General features: G+C 65.6%; 9 protein-coding genes and 1 pseudogene. 4 read left to right on the top strand and 6 right to left on the bottom strand.

The window, feature by feature from the left end:
* Positions 1-221: 221 nt before the first annotated feature.
* From EV672_RS14480 to EV672_RS14455, 6 genes are all read right to left on the bottom strand, one after another.
* A complete protein-coding gene (locus tag EV672_RS14480; RefSeq protein ID WP_133610427.1) occupies positions 222-1,247 on the bottom strand; it encodes a T6SS immunity protein Tli4 family protein in 1,026 nt (341 codons plus the stop codon).
* A complete protein-coding gene (locus EV672_RS14475; RefSeq protein WP_166643586.1) occupies positions 1,244-2,860 on the bottom strand; it encodes an esterase/lipase family protein in 1,617 nt (538 codons plus the stop codon). The genes EV672_RS14480 and EV672_RS14475 overlap by 4 nt, the downstream gene beginning before the upstream one ends.
* A gap of 160 nt (positions 2,861-3,020) precedes the next feature.
* Positions 3,021-3,770, bottom strand: coding sequence for a hypothetical protein (locus EV672_RS14470; RefSeq protein WP_133610423.1), 750 nt, complete (start codon positions 3,768-3,770; stop codon positions 3,021-3,023).
* On the bottom strand, positions 3,767-6,043 hold the full coding sequence (locus EV672_RS14465; protein ID WP_133610421.1) for a M23 family metallopeptidase: 2,277 nt from the start codon (positions 6,041-6,043) through the stop codon (positions 3,767-3,769). Before EV672_RS14465 ends, EV672_RS14470 begins: the two co-directional genes overlap by 4 nt.
* A gap of 18 nt (positions 6,044-6,061) precedes the next feature.
* On the bottom strand, positions 6,062-9,169 hold the full coding sequence (locus EV672_RS14460; protein ID WP_133610419.1) for a type VI secretion system Vgr family protein: 3,108 nt from the start codon (positions 9,167-9,169) through the stop codon (positions 6,062-6,064).
* Positions 9,170-9,270: 101 nt separating this feature from the next.
* A complete protein-coding gene (locus EV672_RS14455; RefSeq protein ID WP_133610463.1) occupies positions 9,271-10,161 on the bottom strand; it encodes a LysR family transcriptional regulator in 891 nt (296 codons plus the stop codon).
* A 166-nt stretch (positions 10,162-10,327) separates the two neighbouring features.
* On the opposite strand from EV672_RS14455, the pseudogene EV672_RS14450 reads away from it, so the two are divergent.
* The 4 genes and pseudogenes from EV672_RS14450 to EV672_RS14435 form a co-directional block, all read left to right on the top strand.
* Positions 10,328-11,635: pseudogene (locus EV672_RS14450) on the top strand (3-hydroxyacyl-CoA dehydrogenase); the annotation flags it as partial.
* A 9-nt stretch (positions 11,636-11,644) separates the two neighbouring features.
* Positions 11,645-12,835 carry an acyl-CoA dehydrogenase family protein gene (locus EV672_RS14445; protein WP_133610416.1) on the top strand — a complete coding sequence of 397 codons (1,191 nt, stop codon included), beginning with the start codon at positions 11,645-11,647 and terminating at the stop codon, positions 12,833-12,835.
* Positions 12,836-12,845: 10 nt separating this feature from the next.
* Positions 12,846-13,991, top strand: coding sequence for an acyl-CoA dehydrogenase family protein (locus tag EV672_RS14440; RefSeq protein ID WP_133610414.1), 1,146 nt, complete (start codon positions 12,846-12,848; stop codon positions 13,989-13,991).
* 52 nt (positions 13,992-14,043) lie between these two features.
* The gene (locus EV672_RS14435) at positions 14,044-15,237 is read left to right on the top strand and encodes an acyl-CoA dehydrogenase (protein WP_133610412.1); all 1,194 of its coding nucleotides are present in this window, start codon (positions 14,044-14,046) and stop codon (positions 15,235-15,237) included.
* The last annotated feature ends 34 nt before the right edge of the window (positions 15,238-15,271 follow it).

The following is a 15,271-nucleotide window of genomic DNA, read 5'->3' as shown; positions in this document are numbered from 1 at the left end:
CTGCTCCGTGAATCGACTCTTCCTCATGTCCGTCATTCTCCAGGTTGACGGACCTCACTTCCATTCAACTGGTATGGCTAGGAGGGGGCAGGTCAGCACACCTACCCCATGGCGCACAGCCTGTGCATGGAAGAGGTGGAGGACATCAACGGGTGGTTGGTGGGGCGTTGGCAGCCCGGCTCTTGAACTGCGATGCGGCTGCTTCAGGCCGTCGCCGCGCCTTACTTCACCACCCGCAGGCGCACGCTCGCCATCAACCGATCCCACAAAGCGATGGCCTCATCGTCGCTCAGGCCCGAGGCCACAGACCCGGCCTGATCACGCTCGACCCCGGTGAACAAGGCCGCGTCCCATGAGGGGTTGCGGTGGTCGAAACGCTTGCCTGCGTATTCGAACTGGAACTCGTGCCAGTGGCCTGGCGTGTCGCCCAGGGGACGACGGAACAGGGCTTCACTGCCATCGCCTTGCTGCACTTTGCGCTTGCCTTCGCGCAGGGTTTTGATCTTGGCAAACGCTGTGGCCAGCTCAGGCACCATCAGGGCCGCCCGGCGGGCTTCTGAGCGACGCGCTTCGAAGCTGTCGCCCTGCTGCGCGTCTTTGTTGGTGGAGATGGAGAAGCTGGCATCGGGCAGCTCGGGGAAGCGCAAGCCAATGCCAAAAATTTCCTGGAACTTGCCGGTGTCGTCGGCGATGAAGCCCACGTCCAGGCAAACGCCTGGTTCTTGGGGGACTTCGGCGGGGTCGCGGGCTCGGAGGTGGGTGGCGATGTAGGTGAGGCTATCGAGCACCTGCTCCGGCGTCTTGTGATTCCGTGTCGCTGATGGATAGATGAAACCGTGGGGCTGCGCGGCGAAATAGCCAACGATATCTTGCAAGCCAACCTTCTTCGAAATTTCATCGTCCCAATAGCGAAGGATCCAACTCCCCGCCGTTGGGCCTTCATTTAAGGAGACAACTTCAGCACGATCAATCGTCTGAGTCTTGGAGTGAACTTCTTCCCTCTTCGCCCTGGCTCTCCTGGTCAACCCCTTTGCGTCGTTTTGCAAAGACTCTATGCGCGACCCAAAAGCCTGCGGCCCGGGCACCACCTGTGCCGCCATCGGCACATCCATCACGAACCGCCCAAAACACACTGACTTGGTTTTTTCGAACATTTTGTCGATACGGGGCTGGGTCATGTTGCGGGCCTCGGTTTGGCAAGAAATACAGGTCAGAGCGAGTAACAGCGCGGCAAACAATCGACTCATGTTTGGGTCTTCCAGGCAAAGGCTTGCAGAGCGATTGTGCAAATGGCGTGGAGCGTCGATGTCTGCACAGCATGACTCTCGAAGCTGCCTTGATGCTCGTAGCCAGTCTGCTGGTAGGCGATCTTGGCCTTGCCTTGCCGCACGGGCTCTTGGGCTGAACGCTCTGCGGGCACAGTACCATCGCCCGGCTGGGCAGGGTCGGCAATCCTGACGCCAAACTTCTGTTCAGTGTGCCCGGCCAGACCATCCATCAGAACCGCCAAACCGTCGCCATCGTCTTGATCGATCTGCCACCCCTCAGCAGGCGTGCCCACATGCAGTTTTTCTAAACCCAGGCGCTGACCTGCACCGCCGTGGAAGAACGGGGCTTTGCCGACAAGCCAGACCACGTCGCCCCAAGCGAGCTGCCCCTCATCACTCCCGAAACTCAAGTAGGTATGGTCGTGATACTGGGCACCAATCACTTGATGAAGCTGTTGTGCTTTGAAAAGCATCTTCCAGGTGTCTTGCTCGGATGATGTTTCCATCCCCGCCGGATTCACCCACTCCGGCGTGATCAGCCGGTACCACTTGTCCTGCACCGTGTAGATCTCCGTGTAGGGGTCCGACTTGGGCAGCGACAACACCTCTTCATCGCCCACCTTGGCTTTGAGCCACCCCGGGCCGTAGCGTTCGCTGGGCAGCAGTTGCAGGCCACCCGGTGCATTGGCCAGCACCGCGGTCACCTTGGGGCCGGTGTCGCCCACCACCTTCTTGAACACGTAGCCCTTGACGCCCGAGCCTTCAAACCCCATGCGGATGCGTTTGTAGGCCGCCGCTGCGCCCACTGCCGGCATGGCGCCATGCACGATGCCAGCCACCACGTCTTGCGCATTGCCAAAGTCGGGGTGGATCAAGGCCCGGCCCACCAAGCCGCCCATCGAGTGCGTCACCACGATGACCTTCTCGCAATCGAATTGGCGTTGTTGGTAATAGGCAATGATTTCGCGGATGCGCTTGGCCACGTCTTTGGCCGATTCGCCATTGGAGCGCAGCCAGTTGTAGCCGACCGCGTGCACGGGGTACCAGGCGTCAGAGACGGTTTGCAACTCACTCGGCTGCAGCGCCTCGCCGCCATTGCCGCCCCATTCGGTGGGTGGCACGCCGATCACTTTGTGCTTGCCGGACGCCCACTCAGAGCGCACCTGCCCGTCTCGGCACATCTGGTTGAGCTGGCTTTCCAGCGTTTGCAGCAGCCCGCCATAGCTGTCGAAGAAGACCTCGCTCCAGCCTCGCAAGCGCGCACGGCGATCACGCTGCTGTTGCGCATCGGGGTCGGCACAGTCTGCTGCAGGCCCATCATGCAGATAGGCCACATCCTCGACGTTGCTGTGCCTTTTGTCAGCCGCAGGCTTGCTCAAGTCATAGCGATCGACGTCGGTGGCCTGCGGGTCCAGCAGCATCTGCCGCTGCGCCGGGGTTTTGAAGATCACTGCCAGTGTCTCCATGGTGGCCTCCGGGCGCCAAGACACGTCCGTCGTTTTCTTGAGCTCCGCCTGGCGCTGTGGCGTGAGCTTGAGGTGGCTGCCCATGATGCCGGGGATGAACACCACCGGGATGGTGCGGCTGGGCAACACATGCACCTCACAGCCGCGTTGGTCGTTGCGAGGCGTGCTGCTGGCCTGAGCGACTTGCGTGCCGTCAGGCTTGACTTGGGTGCTCAGCTGGGCATCTGGCTTGGCCGGCGTAGGCATACACCGAAGTCGGCCATGCGACCACTTTGATGAGCGACATTCATGGAGATGAAGCTGCACCATCGCTTGACGGGACGTCGTCCACAAATTCGATGGTGCGCAGGATCTGCAAAGCGTATGGTGTCAGATCGGTTTTGGGACGCCTCTTGATATCTTCTAGTGCTCCCATGACGCCTTGCCCACAAACGGCTTTAGGCTCACGGATCAAGCAGTAGTGAAGATGGCGTTCACGTCGCGACTCATCGCCAATGACATGATCGCGGGTCATCGCAAAGCCCTTGGCCGTCCTGGTCGTCAGTTCATAGAAATGATCGGCGTCAGCGTATTTCTTCACCCACTCCTCGTCCATGCCTTGCGCTCTGAGATGAGCTTCGAATCGGCTTCTGTCACTGACCCAGCGGTTGGCCTTGACGTCAAAGTTGACCGAAAAGCCATCAGCCAAGTTTGGCTTGGACGGGGCGGGGTCTGTGGCGTTGTAGCAACCAATCCCTATGGTGAATGCGCAATCAGCGCACTGCTTCCCTTTGTAAGACTTTGGGATATCCCCGTAGCGAATGTAGACACTGCCCTCATTCAATTTTGATGGAGTGCTACTGCCGGCCACCAGCCACTGCCGCTTTGCAACATCAGGAATGAGCATGCTGATACGGCAGCCATCCCCAAGGCTCGTCACGATCTTCTGCTCGATTGTCGGCAGGCTCTGCCTTAGATTTTGCGCAGGCATGCCAGCGAATACGGACGTAACCGTGAGCGCGATAACTGTAGGCACGTAATGATTTTTGACCCTCATGGATTACGTCTTTCGTACCCTTCAGGAAACTGAAGCTTCATTTGCTTCTGTGCGTCTGGCAAGGGCACCTCGGTCAAAACAGCCAGAGCAACGCCAAATGCACAACAACGTGCATCGAAACCATTGAGAGCCTTGGAGTACGTTCTGTTGATAGCCCCAGGCAAATTGACAGCCGCAGAGGCACGCCAGAATGCGACACTTCGATACAGCACCTTGGCGCCTTGGTCAGTCGAGATCACTTGACGTTCCAGCGCATGTGTTTGGTCTGCGTACAAAGACATTCGCATCTTGTACCAATAGAAGGCTGCGCTGTCTGCGGGAGCAATCTTGTAATCATCGCTACCAGGACGCTTGACAGCAGCCAAATCGTCTCTATATCTCGCAATGTTCTCATCCATGCCGAAGTTCGAATCCACCAGCGCCGCGTTGCTCCTCTGGCCGGCTGGCTGTGCTGCGATTTTCTTGTAGGCATCGATCACCGAAGCTCGTGATTTCGCATCAACCTTCAGACCTCGCCAAGCCCAATAGTCGCAATAGTTCTCGGGGTTGGTCAGTTGAAGAAAGCCCCGACCATACCAAGGCGAGTACCAGAGGCCTTGGCCGCCAAGCTCCGCAAGCGTGCTCAGCCAAGAGGTTTCCTGCACTGCATTGCCGAAGAATGCCACCTGCCTCATCGGGGACGTGATGTTGTATTTGCGAAGGGCCTTGTTGAGTGGAATGCGGTGCGCAACCACCAGATCTGTTTCCTTTTTGATCGGGGGCAAGTTGACGGGCTCCCACATCACATGCTTGCCCGTGCGAATCGCATGGCTGGGCACAAGCTGCAGCAACTCGCTCTGGCTCAACCACCCGCACTTCCTGAAGTGCCGCACAAACTGCATGGGGTGGAAATGCCACACGCTGCGCTCACCCAGGCCGGCTTCGGTCCAGAACGCCATTTTCTTGGCGTGATCCTCGAACTTCTGCCACGCCGCATCTGATGCGAAGATCGCGCCGGGTTCGCGCAAGCGGCCATAGCGGGCTTGCAAATCACTTGCATCCCATTCGCTGGGCGCTTTGCACACCAGGTGCCGGGCCTTGGTGCGCGATGCGTAGTCCGCGCCTTGGCACAGCTTGATCGTGCGCTCGTCATCGCAGATGCCGTCTGCCGCTTTGGCTGTTTGGCCTTCCTCGCGCTTTTCCCAGCCTTGCCAATGCACAAAGTCGGCATCGCTGAGCTTGACTATGGCCTCCGGCGCCAAGTCAATGTAGCCCACAGCCGTTTCGCTGTAGCGCACCAGTTGCCAGTTCTCATTGCGGGTGGTGGTGTCGCTGCCCAGAACACGACCAAAGCGCAGCCATTCCAGCCCGGCGCTGGGGCAATCCGGGTACAGGGCCGTGGCCAGCTGGAACAGCTCGTATTCGTAGTTCTCTTGAACAACGGGAGCGCCCAGTTGCTCATAGCTGCCATCTGGCTTGAGCACGTGGCTGGTGGCGATGCGTTGGCCCTTGTCTAGCTTGACGCAGACGTGCAGGGCTTGTGTGTTCCGCCCGGCTGTCCCCAGGGGCAATGCAAAGTCATTCTTGCCGGGAAAGTCGATGCGGTGAGCGCCAACTTCGGCTGCCCTGGGGTGGCGCACGGCAAAGTCTCGATTGGCCGGAATCACAAAGTGTGCATCGCCATAGAAGTCCGCACTGCCTGCGCCTTGCTTGACAGATGTGCTGTCGCGCCAAAACGCGCTCAGGCCTGCTTGCGTGGTGAAGATCTCGATGTGGCAGGCCTCTTTGTCGTACAGCTTGCCCGCGAAGCCCAGCACGTCTTTGCGCCAGACTTTGAGGTTGGATGGCTTTTGCACGGCAGGGCCTGGCGTGCATGCCGGGCTGCGCAGCCAGGGCGGCAGTTGCTGGTAGCGATCAGGCAGCAAGTCGTCACGGTTGGCCAAATGCATGTACAGCGAGTAATACGCCACGGAAGTGCTCTCGCCTGTCTGCGTTTCATGGCGGATCAGCACGAAGCTGGTGTCGTACTGGCCCAGGCCCTCGTAAATCTCTGCCTGTTTGGCAAAGCGAAAGGCCACGACCGTGCCATCGGCCATGGCCCTGATGGGCTCGCCCAGACCTTGGATGTGGATGCCGCCGTGCCAGCGATGGATCGGCCCCTTGGTGGTGGGAATGGTGCTGACGGGGAAGCGGCCTTCACTGCTCAGAACATGGGTGTTGAGGATGCGTTCAAGGTAGGCATCTTCAGCTTCGGTTTCTGGCCGGGCAGGTAGAACAGGGTAACTGATGAGCATGGTGCAGGGGCCTTGAACTCACACAGAGAATGGAAATGGAGCTTCAGGCTCGAATTGGTAGGTGCTGCGCGGCATGTTGGGCATCTGCCATGTGATGGTGCCTGGCCCCACCATCGACTTCTGCCCCGCCCTCACCGTGATCTTGCCCGGGCACTGCACCGTGAGCTGCCCACCTTCCAATGTGATGCCGGCGCCGCCACTCACGGCCAGCACCACGCGCTTGGCCGCGGCGATGTTCACCACGCCCTGGGCGGTTTTGATCTCCAGCGTCTGCTGGGCCGCCACCTGCGCTGGGCCGTTCTGCGCTTGCAGGTCGATGGCGCCTTGCGCGGCGATCAGGGTCAGGCCTTTGCCTGCTGCCGCTTGGCCCGAGGCGTCGGCGCCGCCTGGCTGCACGGCACCTGCGAGCACGCCGATGGCCTGGCCCGTGTGGACGCGCGCCTGGCCGCCCACAGCCCAGTGGCTGTCCTGGCCGCTGGCCAGGATGGTGGTGCCCTGGCTGCTGAGGTGCACGTCCTGGCCGGCGGTGAGCCCCACGCCAGCCTGGCCGACCAGGGCGATGTGGGGGTCGGCGAGGTGCGGCACGGTGGCGCTGCCCGATGAGGCCGATGACGCCGATGAGGCCGGCGAGGTGCTGGCTGTGTTGCGCGCCTGGGCGTCTTGCACGGCATCGTTCAGGCTGCGGGTGCCGACGCTGCCGCGCAGGCTGAGCGCCAGGTCGCGGCTGGCTTGCACGCCGCTGGCCAGGCCCACGGTCTGGTGGGTGCTGGCGGCCTGGTGGAAGGCCTGGGTGAGTTGCTGCATCTGCCGCGCCAAAGCGATGCCGGCGGCGTTGTCGCCCGCGGGCTCGGGTGAGATGCCCAGGCCGGAGCCTCCCGCTGGACGCAGGCTGTAGGTGCTCAGCAGCAGGCCGCGGGCCGCGCGCAGACCACCCCAGGCGTCGGTGCGCAACTCCAGGCCCTGGCCGCGCAGGCTGCCACGGTGGTTGTCGGCCTGGTGCAGCAGGTGCCCCATCTCCAGCCAGGTCTGGGCCTGGGTGGTGTGCAGGCGGGCGCGCAGCTGCTGTGGGGTGTCGTCGAGCACCAGCTGGTTGTGGCCGCTGCCGCCAAATTCCTGGCTCTTGACGCCACTCAGCGCTGCGGCGTTGGCTTGGCCAGGGTTGCCCTCGGTGGCTGCACCAGGCGCGGCACCGTGCCAGGCGGGGCTGTGGCCGCCCGCGCCTTCGCCGATGAGGTTCATCTGGCTGGCGGGCGTGTGGTCGCTGGACTGGGCCAGGGCCGCCGAGACCCCTGCCGCACCTGCAGCGCGTGGCGCACCGCCAGCGTCGGCACCATCGTGCGTGAGCCCAGCCGGCGTGGGCGCAATGCCCGATTCTCCCTGGCCGTTGTAGAGGCTGGCGATGACCACCGGCCGGTCGATGTCGTTGCCCAGGAAGCCGACCAGCACCTCCTGCCCGATGCGGGGGATGAACTGGTGGCCCATGGCCGCGCCAGCCAAGCGTTGCTGCACGCGCAACCAGCAGCTGTCGAGGGCCTCGGCGCCCCTTGGGGCGTCGCTCTGCCAGCCACCCTGCCAATGGAAGCGCACGCGCACGCGACCCATGGCGTCGGTGTGGATGTCATCGGCGCCGCTGGGGCTGAGCTGCCCCTGGGGGCCGACGACGATGGCGGTCTGCGGGCCCGCAGCCGTGGGTCGGGGGCGCAGGCGTCGGCCGGTGCCGTCTTGCAGGGCTGGGCGCCAGGGCTGGGCGCGCGTCGCGGCTTCGAAGGCACAGGCGTGGCCGGTGCGCGCGGCCAGGGGCTGGAGTTCGCTGCTGTGGGCGCCGGCATCGGTGTCGTCGGCGGCATCCGCAAAGGCGATGTGATCGCTGTGATCCTTGGGGTCGGCATGGTCGCCACGCGCGGCCTTGGGCAGGGTGTTGACGCCGATCGCGTGCACGCGGGTGACGAAGAGCTCGGGGATGTCGCCATGCGCGCCTGACACGCCACCGAACAGCCCCCCGTCGGTCGCCACGGCCACCCAGGTGCCGGCGCGCAGGGTGCGCACATTGCCGCGGCCCATCCAGCGCAGGGTGCGCGCTTCTTCGGCTTGTTGCAGCAAGGTCGCGGCGAAGCGGGCTTCGTCGGGCGTGCCGAACAGGTAGCCGCTGGTCGGGTCGTACTGGGCCAGCCAGGGGGTGAGTTGGGCCACGCCCTGGTCGCCCTCAGGGCCCCAGTCCGGCCGGGACGGCACCTCGGCCGCGATGGCCGCATGGGCCTTGTGGTCCCAGCCCAGCACGGTGTGGGCGGTGGGGCCCAGGCGGCGTTCGTGGCCCAGGGCATGGATGCTGTCTTGCGAGGCCTGGCTGTCCTGGCCCGGGCTGGCGTGGAAGCGGATCCCTGCGCCAACCAAGCCCATGCCCGCACCCCATCCGCCCGCGCTGGTCGGGTCCTGGGGCTGGGCCTGGCTGTGCACGAAGAAGACGAGGCCATGGCCGGCCGGGGCGTCGTCGCTTTCCTCGACCCGCCAGGCCACGCCCTCCTCAGCCAGCAGGCGCTGGAGGAAATCGAGGTCGCTTTCGCGGTGCTGCACGCAGTAGGCACGCTGGCCACCGTTGCGGGCGAACAGGCCTTGGGCCACGTGTTCGGCCACGCCTTCGTCCCAGCGCCAGACGGCCAGATCGGGGTGCTGCGAGAGCACGTCGTCCACGATGTCGATGAGGCTGCGGTCCTGCCAGATGCGGCTGTTCAGGGTGTGGGCCAGCAGCGCGATCCAGGGCTGCAGCGTGAGCGCCTTGCGGGCGAAGCCGCCGTCGGCGTGCAGGGCGCGGGCTTCGGTGACGATGCCGCTGCGCAGGACGTGACCGCCATCGGCCAACTGGGTGCGCAGGGTGAGGGCCTGGCCGCACAGCTGCTTGAGCGGCACGTGGGCGTCGAGCATCAAGACCTGCAGCGTCAGGCGGAAAGGCTCGGACACCGCCTCGTGCAGCTCGAAGCGCTCCAGCAGGAGGTCCGAGGCGCCCGCGGCGTCGGCACCCGGCGGGGTGGCAAGGGTGTGCAGCCGGCTGTCTTGCGTCCACATGGACAGCAAGCGCTCCGCCAGCGCGCCAATCCCGCCGATCTCGTCGATCTGGCTTGGCAATTCCATCGGTCCCTGAACTGTGTTTTGGTGTGGGCCGAGTTTAGGAGCAGCCCATGCGGCGGCATCTCCCCCTTTTGGGGCGTATGTGCAACGAAGTGCAACGCCGCTCAGGTTTGGCGGGCGCGCGCCAGGACGAAGTCCACGAAGGTGGCGGCCGCTCGGGTGGGGTGGCGGTTGGGCATGTAGAGCATGACCATGCGGGTGCCGAAGATGCTGAGCTTCCAGTCGTCCAGCGCGGTCAGCACCTCACCACGGTCGATGAGGTCTTGCACCACGTAGTCGGGCACCAGGCCGACGCCGACGCCCGCCTCGATGGCCTGGCGCAGGAAGTGGAAGTTCTCGGATGTCAGCGTGGGCGACAGCGGCACCTCGTGGCGCTCGCCGTGCAGGTAGGCGGCCAGGCGCAGCTGGCGCCCCACCACGGCGGAGGTGATGAGCGGTGCCGTGCACAGGTCGCCGAGCTGGGCCGGCATGCCGTGGGCCTCGGCGTAGGCGCGCGAGGCGCAGGCCACGTAGCGCACCGGGCCCATGTCGCGGGCGACGAGTTGGTCGGGCGGCTCGGACATCACGCGCACAGCGATGTCCACCTCGTCGCGCATCAGGTCCACCACGCGGTTCTCGAAGGCGACGTCCAGCACGATGCCAGGGTGGCTGCGCTTGAACTCGATCAGCCAGGGCGCCATCACCAGCTGGCCGTAGCCACTGGGCACGCTCAGGCGCACGCGGCCCTGCAGGGTCTGGCCCAGGGTGGAGACGGTGTCGCGCGCGGCAGCGAGTTCGTCGCGGATCTTGCGGCCGTGCTCGTAGAGCTGCAAGCCGACCTCGGTGGGCGCGATGCGGCGGGTGCTGCGGCGCACCAACTGCTGGCCCAGGTTGCGCTCGAATTGGCTGAGGTGGTAGCTGACGTTGGCGCGGCTGGTTTTGAGGCGGCGCGCGGCTTCGCTCAGGGAGCCGGCGTCCAGGATGTCAACGAGCAAGGTCAGGGCGTGGAGGTCCATGGGGGCAGACATGGTGTGATTGTCAAATTTCCTTTGACAGCCTGTCAATGCTTGTGCGGATTGTCAAAACTGCTTCGCCCTCGAACAATCGACGAACACCGCACAAGCCCCCCTGCCCATGACCCAAGCCCCAGAGATCACCCAGGCAGACAGCGCCCTCGCAGACGCCGCCCTCGCCCACCTGCAGCGCGCAGAACAAGCGGCCGCCAACACCCCCCAAGCCCGCCGGGGCAGACCCCGCCCGGTGGCCTCGGTGGGGGTGGTCGGTGGCGGCACCATGGGCGCGGGCATCGCCGTGGCGGTGCTGGACGCCGGCCTGCCGGTGGTGATGGTCGAGCGCGACGAAGCCGCTGTGGCCTTGGGGCGCTCGCGGGTGGAGAAGGTGCACGACGGCCGCGTGGCCAAGGGCCGGCTGACGCCCGAGGGCAAGGCCGCGGTAATGACGCGCTTGCAAGGCTCGACCGACTACGCCGCGCTCCAGGACGTGGACCTGGTCATCGAGGCGGTGTTCGAGGACATGGCCGTCAAGCACGCGGTGTTCGCCGAGCTGGACCGCCACTGCAAGCCCGGCGCCGTGCTGGCCACCAACACGTCCTACCTGGACATCGACGCCATCGCGCAAGCCACATCGCGCCCGCAAGACGTCATCGGCTTGCACTTCTTCTCGCCGGCCCACGTCATGAAGCTGCTGGAAATCGTGGTGCCCACGCAGGTCAGCGCCGACGTGGTCGCCACGGCCTTCGCGCTGGCCGCCCGGCTCCAGAAGGTGGCGGTGCGCGCCGGGGTGTGCGATGGGTTCATCGGCAACCGCATCCTGGCCGTCTATCGCACGGCGGCCGACCACCTGATGGCGGATGGCGCCTCGCCGTACGAGATCGACGCCATGGTGCGCGCCTTCGGCTTCCCCATGGGGCCGTATGAAATGAGCGACCTGGCCGGTGGCGACATCGGCTGGGCGACGCGCAAGCGCCGTGCCGCCACGCGCGATCCGAACGCGCCCAAGGCCCGGTATGTGCACATCGCCGACCGGCTCTGCGAGCGCGGCTGGTTCGGCCAGAAAACAGGCCGCGGCTGGTACGTGTACGAAGCCGGCTCGCGCAGCGGCAAGCCCGACCCCGAGGTTGAGGCCATCGTCGCCGAAGAGCGCGCCAAGGCCGGCATCACGCCGCGCCACTTCACGCTGGATGAGATGCAGCGCCGCTACTTGGCCGCCATGGTCAACGAGGGTGCCAAGGTCGTCGATGAGGGCATCGCCTTGCGCCCGCTCGACGTCGATGTCACGCTGGTGCATGGCTACGGTTTCCCGCGCTGGCGCGGTGGCCCCATGAAGCACGCCGACACGGTCGGTCTGGCCAGCATCCTGACCGACATCCGCACCTTCGCGCAGGCAGACCCGCTGTTCTGGCAGCCGTCTGCGCTGCTGGAAAAACTCGTGGCCGAGGGCCAGACCTTCGACAGCCTGAACAACTTTTGAGGACGCCCCATGGACCTGAGTTTCACGCCTGAAGAACAGGCCTTCCGCGACGAAGTGCGGGCCTTCCTGCGCGACAAGGTGCCCGCCCACCTGACCGACAAGGTCCGCGCCGGCGAGCACCTGGGCAAGGCCGACCACGAAGCGTGGCATGCCATCCTCAACGCCCAGGGCTGGCTGGCCAACCACTGGCCCCAGCAGTGGGGCGGCACCGGCTGGAGCGCCGTGCAGAAGTTCATCTTCGAGCACGAATGCGCCCTGGCCTGCTGCCCGCGCACCGTGCCCTTTGGCGTGAACATGCTGGGGCCCGTGCTCATCAAGTACGGCAGCGAAGCGCAAAAGCGGCACTGGCTGCCGCGCATCCTCGATGGCAGCGACTGGTGGTGCCAGGGCTACTCCGAACCCGGCGCGGGCTCGGACCTGGCCGCCGTGAAAACCACCGCCGTGAAAGACGCCAGCGGCCAGTTCTACGTGGTCAATGGCCAGAAGACCTGGACCACGCTGGGCCACCACGCCAACATGATCTTCTGCCTGGTGCGCACCGACCGCGACGCCAAGAAGCAAGAAGGCATCAGCTTCCTGCTGATCGACATGGCCACGCCCGGTGTGGAGGTGCGCCCCATCGTCACGCTGGACGGCGCGCACGAGGTCAACGAGGTCTTCTTCACCGATGTGAAGGTGCCGGTGGCGAACCTGGTGGGCGAGGAGCACAAGGGCTGGACCTGCGCCAAGTACCTGCTGACCTATGAGCGCACCAACATCGCGGGCGTGGGCTTTTCGGTGGCGGCCATGGCGCGCCTGAAAGACGTGGCCCAGCGCGTCAAGAAGAACGGCAAGCCCCTGGCGCAGGACCCGCTGTTCGCTGCGCGCATGGCGCACATCGAGATCGAGCTGGAGAACATGAAGACCACCAACCTGCGCGTGATCGCGGCGGTGGCCGGGGGCGGTGCGCCGGGCGCGGAGAGCTCCATGCTGAAGATCAAGGGCACCGAGATCCGCCAGGAGCTCAACGCGCTGCTGCGCCGCGCCATGGGCCCGCACGCACGGGCGCTCGTGGGCCCCGGCGTGGACAGCCCGCTGGGCGCCGAGCCCGAGGTGCACCACGCCACCGCGCAGTACTTCAACAACCGCAAGCTGTCGATCTTCGGCGGCTCCAACGAGGTCCAGAAAAACATCATCGCCAAGATGATCCTGGGACTGTGAGGACCACGCCATGAACTTCACCCACACCGAAGACCGCCGCATGCTGGCCGACACCCTGGGCCGCTACGTGGCCGAGCAAGCCGGCTTCGAGGCCCGCATGGCCGCGGCCGCATCCCCCGAAGGCTTCAGCCGCGCACGCTGGGCGGCATTCGCCGAACTCGGCGCCATCGGGGCGCTGTTCACCGAGGCCGATGGCGGCTATGGCGGCGCGGGCTTCGACATCGCCGTGGTGTTCGAAGCCCTGGGCGCCGGCCTGGTGCTGGAGCCCTTCCTGCCCGCGCTGATGGCCGGCAGCGCGCTGGCGCACGCGGGCACCCACGGACAAAAGACGCTGCTGGCACCGCTGATGGCCGGCGAGCACGTGGCCGCGCTGGCCCACGACGAGCCGGGCGCCTTCGGCCACGTGCAGCACGTGGCCACGCGGGCCGAGCGCCATGGCGAGGGCTGGGTGCTGCAAGACCACAAGACCGCCGTGCCGCTGGGCGACCAGGCCGACTGGCTGCTGGTGTCGGCGCGCACCGCGGGCGCCACGACCGACGCGCAAGGCATCTCGCTGTTCGTCGTGCCGGCCGATGCGCCGGGACTGGTGCGCCGCGGCCTGCCCGCGCACGATGGCGGCCGCGTGGCCGACGTGATGTTCAACCAGCTGCGCCTGCCGGCCTCGGCCCTGCTGGGCGGCGAGGCGCACGTGGACGCAGGCCTGGCCACGCTGGAGCACGCCGTGGGCCGTGGCCTGCTGGCGCTGTGCGCCGAGAGTCTGGGCGCCATGGAGGTGGCCAAGCGCATGACCATCGCGTACCTGCAGACGCGCCAGCAGTTCGGCGTGCCGATTGGCAGCTTCCAGGCCCTGCAACACCGCATGGCCACCGTGCTGCTGGAGATCGAACAGGCGCGCTCGGCCGTCATCAACGCCGCCGCCGCGCTGGATGGCAGCGAGCGCCTCGCCCGCGAACGCGCGCTGTCGGCGGCCAAGGTCAGCATCGGGCGCATCGGCACGCTGGTGGCCGAAGAAGCCATCCAGCTGCACGGCGGCATCGGCATGACCTGGGAGCTGCCACTGTCGCACTGCGCCAAGCGCCTGGTGCTCATCGATGCCCAGCTGGGCGACGAGGACCACCACCTGCAGCGCTTCATCGCCCTGGGTGCCTCGGCATAAGCTCGCGCCCACGATGTCCGAAGCCCACATCCCCAGCCCCACCGGAGCCCCCATGAGCCAAGCCAACCCCGCCTTCCAATGGGCCGACCCCTTCTTGCTCGACGACCAGCTCACGACGGAAGAACGCATGGTGCGCGACGCGGCCCGCAGCTACGCGCAAGACAAGCTGCTGCCCCGCGTGACCCTGGCCTTCCGCAACGAACAGACCGACCCGGCCATCTTCCGCGAGATGGGCGCGCTCGGCCTGCTGGGCGCGACCCTCCCGACCGCGTATGGCGGCGCGGGCCTGAACCACGTCAGCTACGGCCTGATCGCCCGCGAGGTCGAGCGGGTGGACTCGGGCTACCGCTCGATGATGAGCGTGCAGTCCTCGCTGGTGATGCTGCCCATCTTCGAGTTCGGCACTGAAGCCACGCGCGCCAAGTACCTGCCCAAGCTGGCGTCGGGCGAGTTCATCGGCTGCTTCGGCCTGACCGAGCCCAACCACGGCTCTGACCCGGCCAGCATGCTGACGCGCGCCACGAAAGTCGATGGCGGCTACACGCTGCGCGGCAGCAAGATGTGGATCAGCAACTCGCCCATTGCCGACGTGTTCGTGGTGTGGGCGCAGTTCAACGAGAACGGCAAAGACGCCATCCGCGGCTTCGTGCTGGAGAAGGGCTGGCAGGGCCTGAGCGCCCCGGCCATCCACGGCAAGGTGGGCTTGCGCGCCAGCATCACCGGCGAGATCGCCATGGACGATGTGTTCGTGCCCGAAGAGAACGCCTTCCCCGATGTGCGCGGCTTGAAGGGCCCTTTCACCTGCCTGAACTCGGCGCGCTACGGCATCTCCTGGGGGGCGATGGGCGCGGCCGAAGACTGCTGGCTGCGCGCCCGCCAGTACGTGCTCGACCGCCAGCAGTTCGGCCGCCCGCTGGCCGCCAACCAACTCATCCAGAAGAAGCTGGCCGACATGCAGACCGAGATCGCCTTGGGCCTGCAAGGCAGCCTGCGCCTGGGCCGCATGAAGGACGAAGGCAAGGCCGGCGTTGAGTTGACCTCGCTCATGAAGCGCAACAACTGCGGCAAGGCGCTGGACATCGCCCGCCTGGCGCGCGACATGATGGGCGGCAACGGCATCAGCGACGAGTTCGGCGTGGCCCGCCACCTGGTCAACCTCGAAGTGGTCAACACCTACGAGGGCACGCACGATGTGCACGCGCTGATCCTGGGGCGTGCGCAGACCGGCATCCAGGCCTTTTTCTGAGCGGGCACAGCGTGTCTGACACCACGGCCACGGG

It is taken from the genome of Aquabacterium commune (assembly GCF_004362855.1).
GTDB lineage: Bacteria > Pseudomonadota > Gammaproteobacteria > Burkholderiales > Burkholderiaceae_C > Aquabacterium > Aquabacterium commune.
This window is presented reverse-complemented; position numbering and strand designations above follow the sequence as displayed.

Bases quoted from the DNA above. Each gene is read 5' to 3' on its own strand.
- EV672_RS14480 (WP_133610427.1), bottom strand. From the start codon at position 1,247: ATGAGTCGATTGTTTGCCGCGCTGTTACTCGCTCTGACCTGTATTTCT.
- EV672_RS14435 (WP_133610412.1), top strand. From the start codon at position 14,044: ATGAGCCAAGCCAACCCCGCCTTCCAATGGGCCGACCCCTTCTTGCTC.
- EV672_RS14445 (WP_133610416.1), top strand. From the start codon at position 11,645: ATGGACCTGAGTTTCACGCCTGAAGAACAGGCCTTCCGCGACGAAGTG.
- EV672_RS14460 (WP_133610419.1), bottom strand. From the start codon at position 9,169: ATGGAATTGCCAAGCCAGATCGACGAGATCGGCGGGATTGGCGCGCTG.
- EV672_RS14470 (WP_133610423.1), bottom strand. From the start codon at position 3,770: ATGAGGGTCAAAAATCATTACGTGCCTACAGTTATCGCGCTCACGGTT.
- EV672_RS14455 (WP_133610463.1), bottom strand. From the start codon at position 10,161: ATGGACCTCCACGCCCTGACCTTGCTCGTTGACATCCTGGACGCCGGC.
- EV672_RS14465 (WP_133610421.1), bottom strand. From the start codon at position 6,043: ATGCTCATCAGTTACCCTGTTCTACCTGCCCGGCCAGAAACCGAAGCT.
- EV672_RS14440 (WP_133610414.1), top strand. From the start codon at position 12,846: ATGAACTTCACCCACACCGAAGACCGCCGCATGCTGGCCGACACCCTG.